Genomic DNA, 14,157 nt, shown 5'->3' with positions numbered 1-14,157 from the left:
ATGATTAATCATACGAAACAACCATGCAAAAACATGCAAAGCCAAGCGATCACTCATCCTAGCGCGTCTAGCGATTGTTTTAAAATGCGCGTTTAGCATGCGGGTTCACCCAAGAATAAGGTGCAGACATTGCGCCTTTTCCTATTTTAATACGCTCGTTTTCATCCATTATTTATTCAAAGAGTTACTATCATGACCACAGCCAATGCTTATCCTATTACTCAAACTATCCGTACCATCGGTATCCTAGGTGGTGGTCAGCTGGGCATGATGCTCGCCCAAGCTGCGCTACCGCTCGGCTATCAATGCGTGTTTTTAGAGGACAATGCGGACTGCCCAGCCAGCCTTTATGGTACGGTATTTTCAAGCGCGCAGCTCGATGACTTTATCGCAGCGGCCGATGTTTTTACCTTAGAGTTCGAAAACACGCCAACTACCACGGTCGAAAAACTGGCCAGCCTCTCAACATCAGGCAACAAGCAAGGCATGTTTCCGCCGCCAGTGGCCTTAGATATCGCTCAAGATCGCTTAAAAGAAAAGCAGATGTTTAATGACTTAGCAATCGCCACGGTGCCTTTTCAAGAAGTCAGCTCTGAGGCTCAGTTAAAGCAAGCCTGCGATGAATTAGGGCTACCTATCGTTCTAAAGACCAGCCGCGGCGGTTATGACGGCAAAGGCCAGTATGTCATCAAACAAGACAGCGACATCACCAAAGCTTGGCACGACCTCAAAGACGCGGTCAGCGGTAAAGGCAGCCTAACGCCTACCCCAGCGCCGCTGATTGCCGAAGGTTTTATCAACTTTAGCCGCGAGGTATCTATCATTGCGGCTCGCGCCCAAGATGGTAGTGTGCGCTGTTATGATTTGGTCGAAAACCACCATCATCATGGCATTTTGGCCAAGACCCAAGCGCCTGCTGTCGGCACCAGCCATATCTTTAGCCAAGCCAAAGAAGCCATCACCACGATCATGGACCACTTAGGTTATGTAGGCGTGATGGCGCTTGAGCTGTTTGTCACCAAGGATGCGCGCGGTCATGACTATCTGCTGGCCAATGAGATCGCGCCGCGGGTACACAACTCTGGGCATTGGAGCATCGAAGGGGCGATTACCAGTCAATTTGAAAACCATATCCGCGCGGTGGTCGATTTGCCATTAGGCGATACTGATAACGTCCATCCAGCGATTATGGTCAATGTGCTGGGGCAATACCCTAACATCAGCGACGTACTGGCTATCGATGGTGCCCATTATCACAGCTACCACAAGACTGAACGCGACGATCGTAAAATCGCTCATATCACCTTGATGCCCAATGACGTCACTGACTTAGAGCCTTCGATGGCCAAGCTGGTCGCCAGCTTACCCAACAAAGTCGGTTTGGATAAAGAGTACGCTGCCGTCCAAAAGCCTCAAGAGCCTGCCAGTCCACAAACGAACAGCACCGCCCAAGACGCCAAGCCGTTCGATAGCAAGGCCGCGAACTACGCTGCGCCCCAATCGGTAGACCACCAAGTGGACAGTGAGGCGAAGGCACAACCCACACAGGCCAAAACCACACAGGCCAAAAAATAATGCAGATTTGGGTAGATGCAGATTCGGTACCATCCATTGCCAAAGACTTGATTATCAAGACTGCTGAGCGCACACAAACGGCGGCGATATTCGTCGCCAATCAGCCGATTAAACTGCGCCGCTCACCTCTGCTTACCATGACGGTGGTACCATCGGGGTTTGATAAAGCCGATGATTATATCGTTGAGCAAATACAGGCAGGCGATCTGGCCATCACCAGCGACATTCCTTTGGCCAATGATATTTTGGACAAAGGCGCGTTGGTGCTTACCACGCGCGGCATCATTTATAATAAAGAAAATATCAAGCAAAAGCTGAACATGCGTGACTTTATGGATACCATGCGCGGCACTGGCGTCTTAGAGCCACAAGAGATGAGCGGACAAAAGCCTTATGGCGAGCGTGACAAAAAAGCCTTTGCCGATGGTCTAAACAAGCTGGTGCGCTGATCTTCCGCGTATTTTTGCAGATCTTGCAAACCCTATACACTCTACAACCAAACACCATGCAAACGGCACGCTTCATAACGAAGTGTGCCGTTTATTGTTGTTAGTCTATATACAGTCTTTAAAATGTGCTTTTTCAGACACGCTTTGATAGGGCGATGACATTGGCAAAACGGCAAAACGGCGAAACGGCAAAACGCAATATAGTCAGTTCAAATTAAAATTGTTATAAATCTAAACGCGCTACTGGTATAAATTTTACTTGCGTGCTGTTATCACAGAGGCTGCGCAAAATTCATCCCAGCAGCGCTATGTCATTTTTAGAGTGAATTTACTATATTGTTTAAAGCCCTGTATCATTTAAATCAGTCAAAATACTGTGTTGTCAAAGCGCAGACGTCATCGTAGTTAATATATAACAATAGGAATGCATATGAAAATTTTAGTGATTGGAGCAAGTGGCCGTGTGGGTACAGATTTGGTCGAACAACTATTGGCAGACGACCATCAGGTCATCGGTACCACGCGTCAGGATAAAAAACTGTTTGATAACGACAATTACCGTCAGCTAGACTTAGATATCACCGCCGAAAAAGACGCCATCGCCGAGCAAATAGAGCAAGATATCGATGCGGTCTATTTTGTTGCAGGATCAGGCGGCAAAGACGTTTTAGAAGTGGACTTACATGGCGCTGTAAAGACCATGCAAGCGGTAGAAGACAAAGGTATCAAACGCTATATCATGCTAAGCACGGTGTTTTCGTTAGACACCAACAAGTGGGACACTCCTGGCATTGCTGATCTAAAAGAATACTATATCTGTAAGCATTACGCCGATCAGTGGCTGGTCAACGACAGCACGCTTGACTATACCATCGTACAAGCAGGGGCTTTAAAGGAGCGTGCAGGGACTGGCAAAATCACCATCAACGATGACAACGCAGGCGAAAATGCGATTGCAGATGTGGCGGCGACCTTGACTGCGGTATTGGGCGCAAACAATACCATCAAAAAAGTCTTTAGTCTGCACAATGGTGAGACCGCCATCAACGAAGCCATCGCTACGTTGTAGTAGATTAACGATCGTTATAGTTAAAAAAGACAAAAGCGAGTCAGCCTTTTTGCTTGACTCGCTTTTTTATGATGGTCTATTAGAAGACATAATATCAGAACGCTTGCACTTACAATGCATTTATAGCCCAGTTACGCCAAACCACTAGGAAAGGCAATCACTTCCTGCAAGCTGCGCGCCCCTGTTGTCACCATCAATAACCGATCGATACCAACCGCGATGCCGCTACAAGGCATCAATGCATCAGAGGCTGCCAATAGATGCTCATCGATTGGCATGGCTGGCAGGTCATGCTGCTGACGCCGCTCATTGTCCTGCTCAAAACGCTGGCGTAACGCTGGCCCATCTGCCAGCTCATCATACGCATTGGCAATCTCAATGCCATTGATATACAGCTCAAAACGCTTGGCAACGGTATTACCCTCTTTATCCACCGCGGTCTTTGCCAGTGCTGCCGTCGCTGGTGGATATTCAATAATCAGCGTCGGCAGATCATGACCTAAGTTTGGCTCGACGACGTGGCTAAACAGCAAGTCAAGCCAGCTTTGGCGGATGCTCTCCTCGCTCTGACCGGCGTCGTTTTTTTCGGCCTTATTGATGCCCGCATTAAAATCAAACCCCATCAGCCCTTTATCCTCTGCAACTGCTTGTAGCGTCGCAAGGCTAGCGGTCAGCGGATGAATCCCGACAAAATCCATAAAAGCATCGACATAGCGATAATGACTTAGCACCACTGCATGACCATATAGCGCTTCTAATAGCGCTCCCAGCTCGGCGGCCATATCCTCAAGACTATAATGGGGCTGATACCACTCCAGCATGGTGAATTCGATATTATGCCGCGCTCCTATCTCATTGTCTCGAAACACAGGACAGATCTGATAAATCGGCACTTGCCAGCTGGCGAGTAAACGCTTCATAGCAAACTCAGGCGAGGTATGTAAATAGTAGGTGCGCGGTTTGTCTTGATAGGTGACCGCCGCGGCGACCGACTGCAAAAAAGTATCGGTATTGCCCGCTTGCGACAGTAGTGGCGTCTGTACCTCTAATACGTGCCGCGCTGCAAAAAACTGCCGCACCTTACTCATAAAATGCGCGCGCTGCTGTGCCATGGCAAGCGTCATGGTCGGCGCATAACTGGGCTGGGAGCAAGCGTTTAGGTTTGATGTGACTGATGCTTTGGAATTCATTATGATGTACTACAACTTTTATAAAAACCTATGGAAAATACGCCTAAAACTGCCACTCGCGCCGCAAATGATAGTCACGGCGAAGCTGATCAAAAGCCGCGGCCTTTACCTGACCCTCAGCGAGCGTGGCTCGCAGCGCTTTATCATCTTGCATGATGTCATAAAACTTAACCAGCCTATCAGGGTGTGCCTGTAGCTCAGACCACAAAAACATATTGAGCGGTAGCAGCTGATGCATCGACTGCGCAGGGCTGATTGAGAGTTTTTCACAGAGCGCATCATAGATCATTTGAGTGCCGCGCAGCTTACCTTCCAAAGTGTAGCCAGCGATATGCGGGGTGGCAATCGCCAGTTTGCTTAGCAGTGCTTCCTCAATTTGCGGCTCATGCTCAAAGACATCGAGCACCACTTGCCGACCGGTACGCTCAATATCCGCCTGCAAGGCAGCGGCATCGATGACGGGCCCGCGAGCACTGTTGATCAATAAGGTACTGGCTGGCATCGCATTCAGAGCGTTTTTGTCGATTAAATGCCGCGTTGGATACTCACTGACATGACTACTATGACTGACACGACTGGCATGATTGTGATGATAAGTACTGCCCGCCACACTGGTCGCACTCGATTTGTCAGTCAAGGGCACATGCAGGCTGACCACATCGCTTTTTTCGATGGCTTGCGCAAAGCTGGCATTATTGAGGCTTGATTCTGGTAGCAGCGGATCATAGCCGAACACTTGCCAGCCCAAACTACTGGCATATTGCGCCAATGTACTACCGATATTGCCCAGTCCAATAATGCCCAATGTGGGCGGCGTCGATGACCGCTGCCAGTACTCAGGCCGCAAGGTCAAAATAGCGCTCAGCACATACTGCGCCACAGAGTGCTTGCTACAGCCTGCCGCATTGGCAAAGTGAATACGACGCGCCGCTAAGTAATCTTGATCGACATGATCGGTACCAATCGTCGCCGAACCGACAAACCTCACACTGTCATTGTCTTTCAATAAATCTGCATTGACGTGGGTCACTGAACGTATCAGTAAGACATTGGGCTGCGTATCCGCCAATAGCTGCGCATCGATATCGCGCCCTGCCACTTTGATCATACGCACGCGCCGTCCTGTCGTCCCACTGAGCGTGTCATTATTAAAAAACTCGGACAAGCTGGCGATATTGCTATCGGCCACGATGGTGAGGTCTGTTGCTGCATTTGGTTTATTTTCCATTGCCACATCTGCGCTCTTATTTAACATGGTCGTGTACCTCTATTCTGATTTAGTCACAGTTGGCAACGTCTGAGTCTCAGACAGTACCACGTCTTGCTGAGCAAATATCTCATTTTTATGCTGAGATATCCATTCACGCCACACAGCCAGCCCGATGGCTAGCACCACAGGCCCGATAAACAAACCGACAAAGCCAAACGCTGTCAGCCCGCCCAACACCCCGATAAATATAATGATAAAAGGAATCTTGGTTGCACCGCTGATGACGATAGGCCGAATCAAATTGTCCACCCAGCTAATGACAAATATCCCCCACAGTGCCAGACCGATGCCCTCAACTGTATGGCCTTGGCTTAGCAGCCAGACCGACACCCCGCCCCACACAAACGGCGTCCCAAACGGAATCAAGGCAATAATAAAGGTGACGATGGTCAACAAAATAGGACTGGGCGCGCCTGAGAAATAATAGCCAATACCCGCAAGCAAAGCCTGCGCCAGCGCGGTCAGCCCGATGCCATAGACCACCGCTCGCGTCGTCGTGCCGACCGAATCAATATAGCCATCGATGCGATTGCCAATGATATTGCGCAGGGCTTGGCGTATTTGCCGTACCAAACTGGTGCCATCTCGGTAAAAAAAGAACAGCGTCATCAATGCCATACCCAGCTTGGCAAGTCCACTAAACACCACATCAAAGGCGACTTTGCCATAATATAAATGTGACTGCACCCACATCCGAAACGCTTCTAGCGTGCCTTCTGGGTTTTTATTGATGCGCCACAAGATATCTTTGACCTGCTGACCGATAACTGGCAGGTCCTTGATGGACTCTGGCACATCCAGATAGCCCACCTTGATACGATAGATCAAGTTACTGATAAGGCTCAACGCTTCTTGTTGTAAAATAAAAACCCCAATGACCAGCGGTATACCGATGATAAGTGAGATACTCACGGTCATAATCGCCGCGCTAAAGTCTGGACTGAGCTTTACTTTTTCATGAAAAAAACTATAAATAGGAAACGTCACATACGCCAAAATCGCCGCCCACAAAGCCGGCACAATAAAAAACTGTACCACCTGAAAGCACAGTACAAATAACGCAACCAATAAGGTAATGGCCAGCAGGCGCTGAATAATAAATTCTTTTGTCCAGTTTTCAATCATAGCGTATAAACCAAGGGCTGACAGCAAAGACCATTACAGCTTTGCTGACAAGTTTATAAATGGGTGATGAATATCCGTCTATAGATCATGTCCATAAGTCGTATTCACAAGCGAGGGTTTGTCCAACATTCATAGCGATAACACCATCAAGATAGCAGTAGCAAGTCCTATGATACCGTAACACATTTAGCGGCCATTCTTTTTATAAAAACACACCAAAATCAAAGCGATTATCAACCCTCATTATGCAATAAAATATCCCAAATAAATAACGCTATGTTGTAATCTTTACTTACAACTTTCTCTATACAATCTTACCGAGCTATGAGCACAATAACCACACTGCATCATAGGGTTTTGGTCGATAAAAACCATCACCGACAGCAGCGCGCTTCTGCCCATTTGCAGCAGATATCTCATCAGGTAATTCACCGGCGCGTTCTATTTGTCACGGTAATTGATGTTATACTAAAGCGATTATTTTACGCTTTTTGGGCGCATCAATGGCAATCCACCATAAAATAAAGACCGTTATAAAGCCGCTGTCACATGGACATCGCCATTTTGATATCAAATCAAGAGGTTAGCGTCGTGTTATCGATGACGCTAATTTGAGCGATTAGCAGGATATTGGCGCACGTATCAGATGCCGCTTTACGCCTTCTCTCAAAGCGAAAGTTTCATCTAGGCGCTGTATGATTTAATAATCAAGCGGTCTATACCAGTGCTGTATAACCGCATTATTTTGCATAAATGTTGTTTGAATGAATGTTGGATTTTTAGACCCACACTGCCTGACCACATTTTAAATACTATATCGATAGGAAAAATAACAATGTCAAAAGACACTGATAATCCCAATCTAAACCCCTCGAGCGAGGCCAGTTATACTAGCAAGCCGCCAGAGACCGTTACTTTTGCACTGGCGCAGTCACACTTTTTGGTCGGTGATATCACTGCCAACGCCGAAAAAATGCGCACCTTAGCGCTGCAAGCACGTGAGCAAGGCGCCGACGTTATCGTCTTTCCAGAGCTGGCCTTATTGGGTTACCCACCACAAGACCTATTGCTGCGCCCAAGCTTGTCAGGCCGCGTCAAAAGCGCACTATCTACCCTAAGCGATATCGACGACATCGTTATGATCGTCGGCTATCCGCACGTCGATCATCACGGTACTTTCAACTCAGCGGCCATCTTACATAATGGCCATCAAAAAGGCTTTTATCATAAGCAAATTTTGCCAAACTATGGCGTGTTTGATGAGCGCCGCTACTTTGATAAAGGCCGCAATCAAGTACTGTTTGACTATAAAGGCATCACCATCGGTCTGCTGATCTGTGAAGACTTGTGGGAAAAAGGCCCAGTCGCTGAGCTAAAAAAACAAGGCGCTGATATGATCGTCAGCCTAAACGCCTCACCGTTTGAGATTGAAAAACAAGAAAACCGCAAGACCATGCTGGCCAAACGCAGCCGCGAAAACGACTTACCTATTATCTATATCAATGCCGTGGGCGGGCAAGATGACTTGGTGTTTGATGGCGGCTCGATGGCGATACAAGCAGATGGCAGCGTCGCCCACGAAGCGCCGCGTTTTATGAGCCAATTACTGCTGGCCACTTTAGATGTCAAAACAGCCAAGTTCGACAGCCAAACCAAAGCGCCACTAAGCTTGAGCCGCGAGTCGGAGATGTATCAAGCATTGGTAGTGGGGCTACGTGATTATGTCAATCTTTCTGGATTTTCAGGTGTCATCGTCGGCCTGTCAGGCGGTATCGATTCTGCCTTGACGCTTTGTATCGCGGTCGACGCGCTGGGCGCAGATAAAGTCTATGCAGTGATGATGCCGTACGAATATACCTCACAGATCAGCTTAGAGGACGCGCAAGCACAAGCGCGCCGCTTAAACGTTTCTTATACTGTCTGTCCAATCTTTGATGCGGTGGAAGGTATCCGTCATACGCTAGCGCCACTGTTTAACAAATCGCCTGCTGATACCACCGAAGAAAACATCCAAGCGCGCGCGCGCGGTGTGGTGCTGATGGCACTGTCCAATAAGTTTGGTCATCTGGTCATCACCACTGGCAACAAGTCAGAGCTGGCAGTTGGTTACTCAACATTATATGGCGACATGGCAGGCGGTTTTGATGTACTAAAAGACGTTTATAAATCACAAGTATATAAGCTGGCAAGCTACCGTAACCGCCTAGAGGACACACCTGTGATTCCAGAGCGCGTCATCACACGGCCGCCGTCCGCTGAGCTGCGTCCTGACCAAAAAGACCAAGACAGCCTGCCTGATTATGATGTATTGGACAGCATCTTGATGTCGTATATCGATGAAGACATGGGCTATCAAGAAATCGTCGATAAAGGGTTTGAGGCAGCTATGGTGGCCAAGGTCATCAAGATGGTGGATAACAGCGAGTACAAGCGTCTACAAGCGCCAATCGGTACTAAGATCAGCCACAAAGCCTTTGGCCGTGAGCGCCGCTATCCACTGGTCAATAAGTGGTCAATCAAAGGCTAAACGCTCAGCGCTTGCGCCTTTAGCATCTAAGTCTTTACCAACTTAGATGCAAGAGCAGCGCTTCATACTATTTTACTGCCTTATGATTAGCTGGGTGCTTGCCCAGCTTTTTTGGTTTTTATACATGAGGATTCTATACCCATGCTGTTTTTCTTTTTATGCTAATCCTGCATTATTTTTAATGAATCTTATCTTTTACCGAGTATGTCATGAGTTTGCTAACCGCTAGTGTGTTTTTGCTTTTATTACTTGCCTTGAGTGCCTTTGTCTCTGGCGCTGAGATTGCCATTGCTGCTGCTCGCAAGATCAAGCTACAAATCATAGCAAAAGAAGGAGAGGTACGCGCCCTTGATGTGCTACATATGCAAGACAATCCTGGTGGCTTTATCACTGTGGTGCAGGTGGTGTTGAACGCCGTTGCCATCTCCGCAGGTGCTATCGGTGAGTCTGCTATCAGCCCTTATTTTCAATTGGTGGTCAAAAACGAAGCCGTCTCGTCAGTCATCTCCTTTGTCCTCATCACCAGCCTGTTTTCTTTGCTCGCGGACTTGATGCCCAGACGCTTGGCGATGTCCAATGCCGAGGCTTTTGCCGTGCGTTTGGTGCGGCCAATGATGGCGCTGACGTTTATCTTTAAGCCTGTTATTTGGGTGTTTGACGGCGCGGCCAATATGTTGTTTAAGTTTTTTGGTATCTCCACCAGTCGTCAAGATGACATCACGCCAGAAGACATCTATGCGGTGATGGATGCTGGTGCCGAGGCAGGCGTGCTCAAAAAACAAGAGCATCATTTGATAGAAAACATCTTTGAGATGCAGGAGCGTACCGTCACCTCAGTGATGAACCCTCGCGAGCATATCGTGTACTTCGATACAAAAATGAGTACCGAACAAATCGTCGAGACGATGATTGAACAGCCGCACAATAAGTTTTTGGTCTGTCATGACGATGATTTAGAGCATATCATCGGCTATGTCGAATCTCGTAGTTTTTTGGCGTTGGTACTCAATAAGCAAGAAGTCAGCCTCACGGACAAGTCCCTGATAAAACCAGCGCTGTTTGTGCCAGATACTTTGTCATTGTTTGAAGTGCTGGAGATGTTTAAATCCACAGGTGCTGACTTTGCTGTCATCGTCAATGAATATGGCTTGGTGGTGGGCGTCATTACCTTAAGGGATGTCATGAGCATCGTCATGGGCGAGCTTGTGACATTAGAGGAGCAGCCTATCGTTCAGCGCACTGACAACTCATGGCTGATCGATGGTATGACGCCTATCGAAGATGTGGTGCGCGCGCTCGATATCGTCAATCTGCCGCGCAATCAAAACTATGAAACCATCAGCGGCTTTATGATGTATATGCTGCGCAAAATCCCAAAAAAGACCGACTCTATCGAATATGCCAACTATCGTTTTGAGATCATCGCCACCAACAACCTCAAAATCACCCAAATGCTGGTTACCAGACTTGATGAGACAGGGTAACTGGAGAATAGTTAGAGAAAAGATAGGATGGCATCTACTCTCGCGACCCAAATATGGCGGTACCCACGCGCACCATCGTCGAGCCATGAGCGATGGCGTCCGCCATGTCCCCACTCATGCCCATGCTCAGCGTATCCCAATGCGCCAAGTCTGGATGCTTATCTTTGATGTCTTCAAACAACTGCTGGGTACGGGCAAAGGCATTGGTATCTGTCTTGGCAGGGATAATCATCAGTCCGCGCAGTATCAGACGCTCATAGCGCTTCATGGCACTTATCAGCTCAGGCAACTCGGCTGGCAGACAGCCTGACTTACTGTCTTCATCATCAATATTGACCTGCACCAATACATTCAATGGCGGTAAATCCTCTGGCCGCTGATCATTTAAGCGCTTGGCGATAATGCTGCGCTCGACCGTTTGTACCCAATCAAAATGCTCAGCGATATCACGGGTTTTGTTGCGCTGGATACTGCCGATGTAATGCCAAACGATATGCTCAGCGTCAGGTTGACTTTGTAGCTCATTGATTTTTTCGAGCGCCTCTTGTAAGTAGTTTTCGCCAAAGTGGCGCTGACCTTGCTGCGCCAGAGTCGCGATCATCTGTGCAGGTTTGGTTTTGGAGACGGCCAGTAGTGTTACCTGCTCGGCTTGAGAGTCCGCTTGCTCACAAGCTGCGACCACCTGTGCATGAACGCGTTGCCAATTGTCGATTAAGTATTGCTTATCCATAGTATTTTCGCTGTTGTTATATAGGTTTGTTTATAAGCTTCGCCCGTTGCGGTTGGGTCTAGCAATTGCGTCTAACATTAACTGTCTCGCTCCCCATCTGCGACCTACAGTGCTAGACAAATTTTACATTTTCTTTGGGCAGTAGATGGTTAAATGCCGGCAGTCTTGTTATGATATTGTTACATGGTCTAACATATGCTACTGAATATAAGCGTCATGGTAAAGACAAGGTAGGTTGGCAGATCGCTTTACCCAAGGCTGCGTCCTGCTGCGCCAGATATTAGCATCACGCCATCATTGGCCTTTACTATCTTTTGTTTGACCTTTTTTGACTGATAGGACTATCCGATTATGGCTGAAAAAAACACCTTAAGCATCGAAGACTTGTTGCGTTTTACGGTTAAACATAAAGCATCTGATTTACATATTTCAGCCGGTATGCCCGCGATGATTCGTGTCGATGGCGAGATGACGCGCATCAATATGCCAGCGATGACGCATCAAACGGTGCATCAACTGATTTATGACATCATGAATGACAAGCAGCGCGCCGATTTTGAGGAGTTTTTTGAGACGGACTTTTCTTTTGAGATTCCCAATCTTGCCCGCTTTCGGGTAAACGCCTTTAATCAAAACCGCGGCGCAGGTGCTGTGTTTCGTACCATTCCCTCTAAGGTCCTAACGATGGAAGATTTGGGCATGGGCGATGTGTTCAAACGCGTGTCAGACTTCAAACGCGGCTTGGTGCTGGTGACTGGCCCGACCGGCTCTGGTAAATCCACGACGCTGGCAGCCATGATTGATTATATCAATGAGAGCCGCAAAGAGCATATTTTGACCATCGAAGACCCGGTCGAATTTGTCCACGAATCGAAAAAAAGCCTTATCAACCAGCGCGAAGTACACCGCGACACCTTGGGGTTTGAGCCAGCCCTACGCTCGGCACTGCGTGAGGATCCCGACGTTATCTTGGTGGGTGAGCTACGTGACCTTGAGACCATTCGCTTGGCACTAACGGCAGCTGAGACCGGCCACTTAGTCTTTGGCACCCTGCACACCAGCTCAGCGGCCAAAACCATTGACCGTGTGATTGATGTGTTCCCTGCCGCCGAAAAAGACATGATTCGCGCCATGCTCTCAGAGTCGCTACAGGCAGTCATCTCACAGACCTTGCTGCGCCGTCAAGCAGGTGGCCGTATCGCCGCCTACGAGATCATGCTAGGTACACCGGCCATCCGTAACCTCATTCGCGAAAACAAAATCGCCCAGATGTATTCGGCGATTCAAACAGGCGCAGGCGACGGTATGATCACCCTTGACCAGGCTTTAAAAAACCTTGTGGCCAAAGGCACCATCAGCAAAGACGTGGCGCGCCCTTATGCCAAGCAGCCTGAGACTTTTTTATAGGCGGTGATTTGCCATTAAGACAGCATTGACGCAGTGCTCTGCAGTATCAGCATCACTGCGAGCATCACGGATCACATAATTTTAGATATTTTTTTAGGCAATTGACATCGAAAGCGGGTACAACATGGACATTGATAAACTATTGCAGTTAATGATCAATAAAAACGGCTCTGACCTTTTTATTACTGCTGAAGTGGCGCCTTCGATGAAGGTGAATGGCAAGATATTGCCTGTGGGTAAGACCCCACTGACTCCTGCTCAAACCCTAAAACTGGTCCAAAGCGTCATGACGGCCAGTCAGCAGCAAGAGTTTGAAGAGACCAACGAGTGTCAGTTTGCCATCACTGATGAAGCCAAGCAGGCACGGTTTCGGGTCAGCGCGTTTGTACAGCGCGACATGGCTGGGATGATTTTGCGTAAAATCGAAAACAAAATCCCAACCGTCGAAGAGCTGCGCCTGCCACCTGTTCTCAAAGAGCTGGCGATGAAAAAGCGCGGCATCATCCTACTGGTCGGTGCGACAGGTACGGGTAAATCGACGACGCTTGCTGCCATGATCGGCCATCGCAACCAAAACTCACAAGGCCATATCATTACCATCGAGGACCCGATCGAGTTTGTCCACAAGCATCGCGGCTGTATCATCACCCAGCGCGAGGTCGGTATCGATACCCACTCTTTTGAAGCAGGTTTAAAAAACACCCTGCGCCAAGCCCCTGATGTCATCTTGATTGGTGAGATTCGTAACCGCGAGGTCATGAGCTACGCGATTCAGTATGCTGAGACGGGACATTTGGTATTTGCCACGCTGCACGCCAACAACGCCAACCAAGCCATTGATCGTATCATTCATTTTTTTGAGACCAGCCGTCACAACCAGCTGTTTATGGATTTGTCGCTCAACCTGCAAGCGATCATCGCCCAGCAGCTCATCCCAACACCGGATGGCAAAGGGCGACGCGCAGCGATTGAGATTTTATTAAACTCGCAGCTCATCAGCGACTATATCCGTAAAGGCGAGATTCATGAGATTAAAGATGTGATGAAGCGCTCACGAGAGAGCGGCATGCAGACCTTTGATCAGGCACTGTTTGATTTATATGAGAACGGCGAGATTACCTATAAAGAAGCGATCTTGCATGCTGACTCACCAAACGATTTGCGCCTAAAAATCAAGCTCAGTAGCAAAAACAGCGCCCACCTTTTAGACGAAGGCGCAGATGGTTTGTCGCTAGATATCACATAAGCTTAGCGCTTCAATCAAGCCCATAAAAAAAGCCCTCGTAAAAAAATCGTGAGGGCTTTTTGCTGCGTGATAGTATTTGAGTGTT

At 48.2% G+C, this 14,157-nt stretch carries 11 protein-coding genes; 7 read left to right on the top strand and 4 right to left on the bottom strand.

Annotated elements, in window-relative coordinates; all coding sequences use genetic code 11:
• The first annotated feature begins 192 nt into the window (after nt 1-192).
• From C6W44_RS06740 to C6W44_RS06730, 3 genes are all read left to right on the top strand, one after another.
• The gene (locus C6W44_RS06740) at nt 193-1,575 is read left to right on the top strand and encodes a 5-(carboxyamino)imidazole ribonucleotide synthase (RefSeq protein ID WP_105244752.1); all 1,383 of its coding nucleotides are present in this window, start codon (nt 193-195) and stop codon (nt 1,573-1,575) included.
• The gene (locus C6W44_RS06735) at nt 1,575-2,024 is read left to right on the top strand and encodes a YaiI/YqxD family protein (RefSeq protein ID WP_105244751.1); all 450 of its coding nucleotides are present in this window, start codon (nt 1,575-1,577) and stop codon (nt 2,022-2,024) included. The genes C6W44_RS06740 and C6W44_RS06735 overlap by 1 nt, the downstream gene beginning before the upstream one ends.
• 430 nt (nt 2,025-2,454) lie before the next feature.
• Complete coding sequence (locus C6W44_RS06730; protein ID WP_105244750.1) at nt 2,455-3,093, top strand: NAD(P)H-binding protein; 639 nt, start codon at nt 2,455-2,457, stop codon at nt 3,091-3,093.
• A gap of 131 nt (nt 3,094-3,224) precedes the next feature.
• Here the strand turns inward: C6W44_RS06730 and epmA are convergent, their stop codons facing one another.
• The 3 genes from epmA to C6W44_RS06715 are packed head-to-tail and all read right to left on the bottom strand — an operon-like array spanning nt 3,225 to nt 6,678.
• Nucleotides 3,225-4,283 (bottom strand): EF-P lysine aminoacylase EpmA, encoded by a 1,059-nt coding sequence (gene epmA / locus C6W44_RS06725; RefSeq protein WP_105244749.1) that lies wholly within the window; start codon nt 4,281-4,283, stop codon nt 3,225-3,227.
• A 43-nt stretch (nt 4,284-4,326) separates the two neighbouring features.
• A complete protein-coding gene (locus C6W44_RS06720; protein ID WP_105246520.1) occupies nt 4,327-5,511 on the bottom strand; it encodes a 4-phosphoerythronate dehydrogenase in 1,185 nt (394 codons plus the stop codon).
• 39 nt (nt 5,512-5,550) lie between these two features.
• The gene (locus C6W44_RS06715) at nt 5,551-6,678 is read right to left on the bottom strand and encodes an AI-2E family transporter (protein ID WP_105244748.1); all 1,128 of its coding nucleotides are present in this window, start codon (nt 6,676-6,678) and stop codon (nt 5,551-5,553) included.
• Between the two features lie 835 nt (nt 6,679-7,513).
• Between C6W44_RS06715 and C6W44_RS06710 the strand changes: the two genes are divergently transcribed.
• Together C6W44_RS06710 and C6W44_RS06705 are read left to right on the top strand one after the other, a co-directional pair.
• Nucleotides 7,514-9,205, top strand: a complete 1,692-nt coding sequence (locus tag C6W44_RS06710) for an NAD+ synthase (RefSeq protein WP_227526378.1) — start codon at nt 7,514-7,516, stop codon at nt 9,203-9,205.
• 209 nt (nt 9,206-9,414) lie between these two features.
• Entirely contained in the window at nt 9,415-10,689 is a 1,275-nt protein-coding gene (locus tag C6W44_RS06705) for a hemolysin family protein (RefSeq protein ID WP_105244747.1), read from the top strand.
• A gap of 34 nt (nt 10,690-10,723) precedes the next feature.
• Here C6W44_RS06705 and C6W44_RS06700 read toward each other — a convergent pair whose 3' ends face one another.
• Complete coding sequence (locus C6W44_RS06700) at nt 10,724-11,419, bottom strand: YggS family pyridoxal phosphate-dependent enzyme (RefSeq protein WP_105244746.1); 696 nt, start codon at nt 11,417-11,419, stop codon at nt 10,724-10,726.
• A gap of 351 nt (nt 11,420-11,770) precedes the next feature.
• Here C6W44_RS06700 and C6W44_RS06695 point away from each other — a divergent pair, with 351 nt between their 5' ends.
• Both C6W44_RS06695 and C6W44_RS06690 read left to right on the top strand, forming a co-directional pair.
• Nucleotides 11,771-12,826, top strand: coding sequence for a type IV pilus twitching motility protein PilT (locus tag C6W44_RS06695; protein ID WP_105244745.1), 1,056 nt, complete (start codon nt 11,771-11,773; stop codon nt 12,824-12,826).
• Nucleotides 12,827-12,950: 124 nt separating this feature from the next.
• A complete protein-coding gene (locus C6W44_RS06690) occupies nt 12,951-14,072 on the top strand; it encodes a PilT/PilU family type 4a pilus ATPase (protein WP_075101772.1) in 1,122 nt (373 codons plus the stop codon).
• The last annotated feature ends 85 nt before the right edge of the window (nt 14,073-14,157 follow it).

Source organism: Psychrobacter sp. Marseille-P5312 (genome assembly GCF_900291405.1).
In the GTDB taxonomy this organism is placed as follows: domain Bacteria; phylum Pseudomonadota; class Gammaproteobacteria; order Pseudomonadales; family Moraxellaceae; genus Psychrobacter; species Psychrobacter celer.
This window is presented reverse-complemented; position numbering and strand designations above follow the sequence as displayed.

Excerpts from the sequence above, each read along its gene's own strand:
- C6W44_RS06720 (WP_105246520.1), bottom strand. The coding sequence starts at position 5,511 with ATGGAAAATAAACCAAATGCAGCAACAGACCTCACCATCGTGGCCGAT.
- C6W44_RS06700 (WP_105244746.1), bottom strand. The coding sequence starts at position 11,419 with ATGGATAAGCAATACTTAATCGACAATTGGCAACGCGTTCATGCACAG.
- C6W44_RS06735 (WP_105244751.1), top strand. The coding sequence starts at position 1,575 with ATGCAGATTTGGGTAGATGCAGATTCGGTACCATCCATTGCCAAAGAC.
- C6W44_RS06695 (WP_105244745.1), top strand. The coding sequence starts at position 11,771 with ATGGCTGAAAAAAACACCTTAAGCATCGAAGACTTGTTGCGTTTTACG.
- C6W44_RS06730 (WP_105244750.1), top strand. The coding sequence starts at position 2,455 with ATGAAAATTTTAGTGATTGGAGCAAGTGGCCGTGTGGGTACAGATTTG.
- C6W44_RS06705 (WP_105244747.1), top strand. The coding sequence starts at position 9,415 with ATGAGTTTGCTAACCGCTAGTGTGTTTTTGCTTTTATTACTTGCCTTG.
- epmA (WP_105244749.1), bottom strand. The coding sequence starts at position 4,283 with ATGAATTCCAAAGCATCAGTCACATCAAACCTAAACGCTTGCTCCCAG.
- C6W44_RS06690 (WP_075101772.1), top strand. The coding sequence starts at position 12,951 with ATGGACATTGATAAACTATTGCAGTTAATGATCAATAAAAACGGCTCT.
- C6W44_RS06740 (WP_105244752.1), top strand. The coding sequence starts at position 193 with ATGACCACAGCCAATGCTTATCCTATTACTCAAACTATCCGTACCATC.
- C6W44_RS06710 (WP_227526378.1), top strand. The coding sequence starts at position 7,514 with ATGTCAAAAGACACTGATAATCCCAATCTAAACCCCTCGAGCGAGGCC.
- C6W44_RS06715 (WP_105244748.1), bottom strand. The coding sequence starts at position 6,678 with ATGATTGAAAACTGGACAAAAGAATTTATTATTCAGCGCCTGCTGGCC.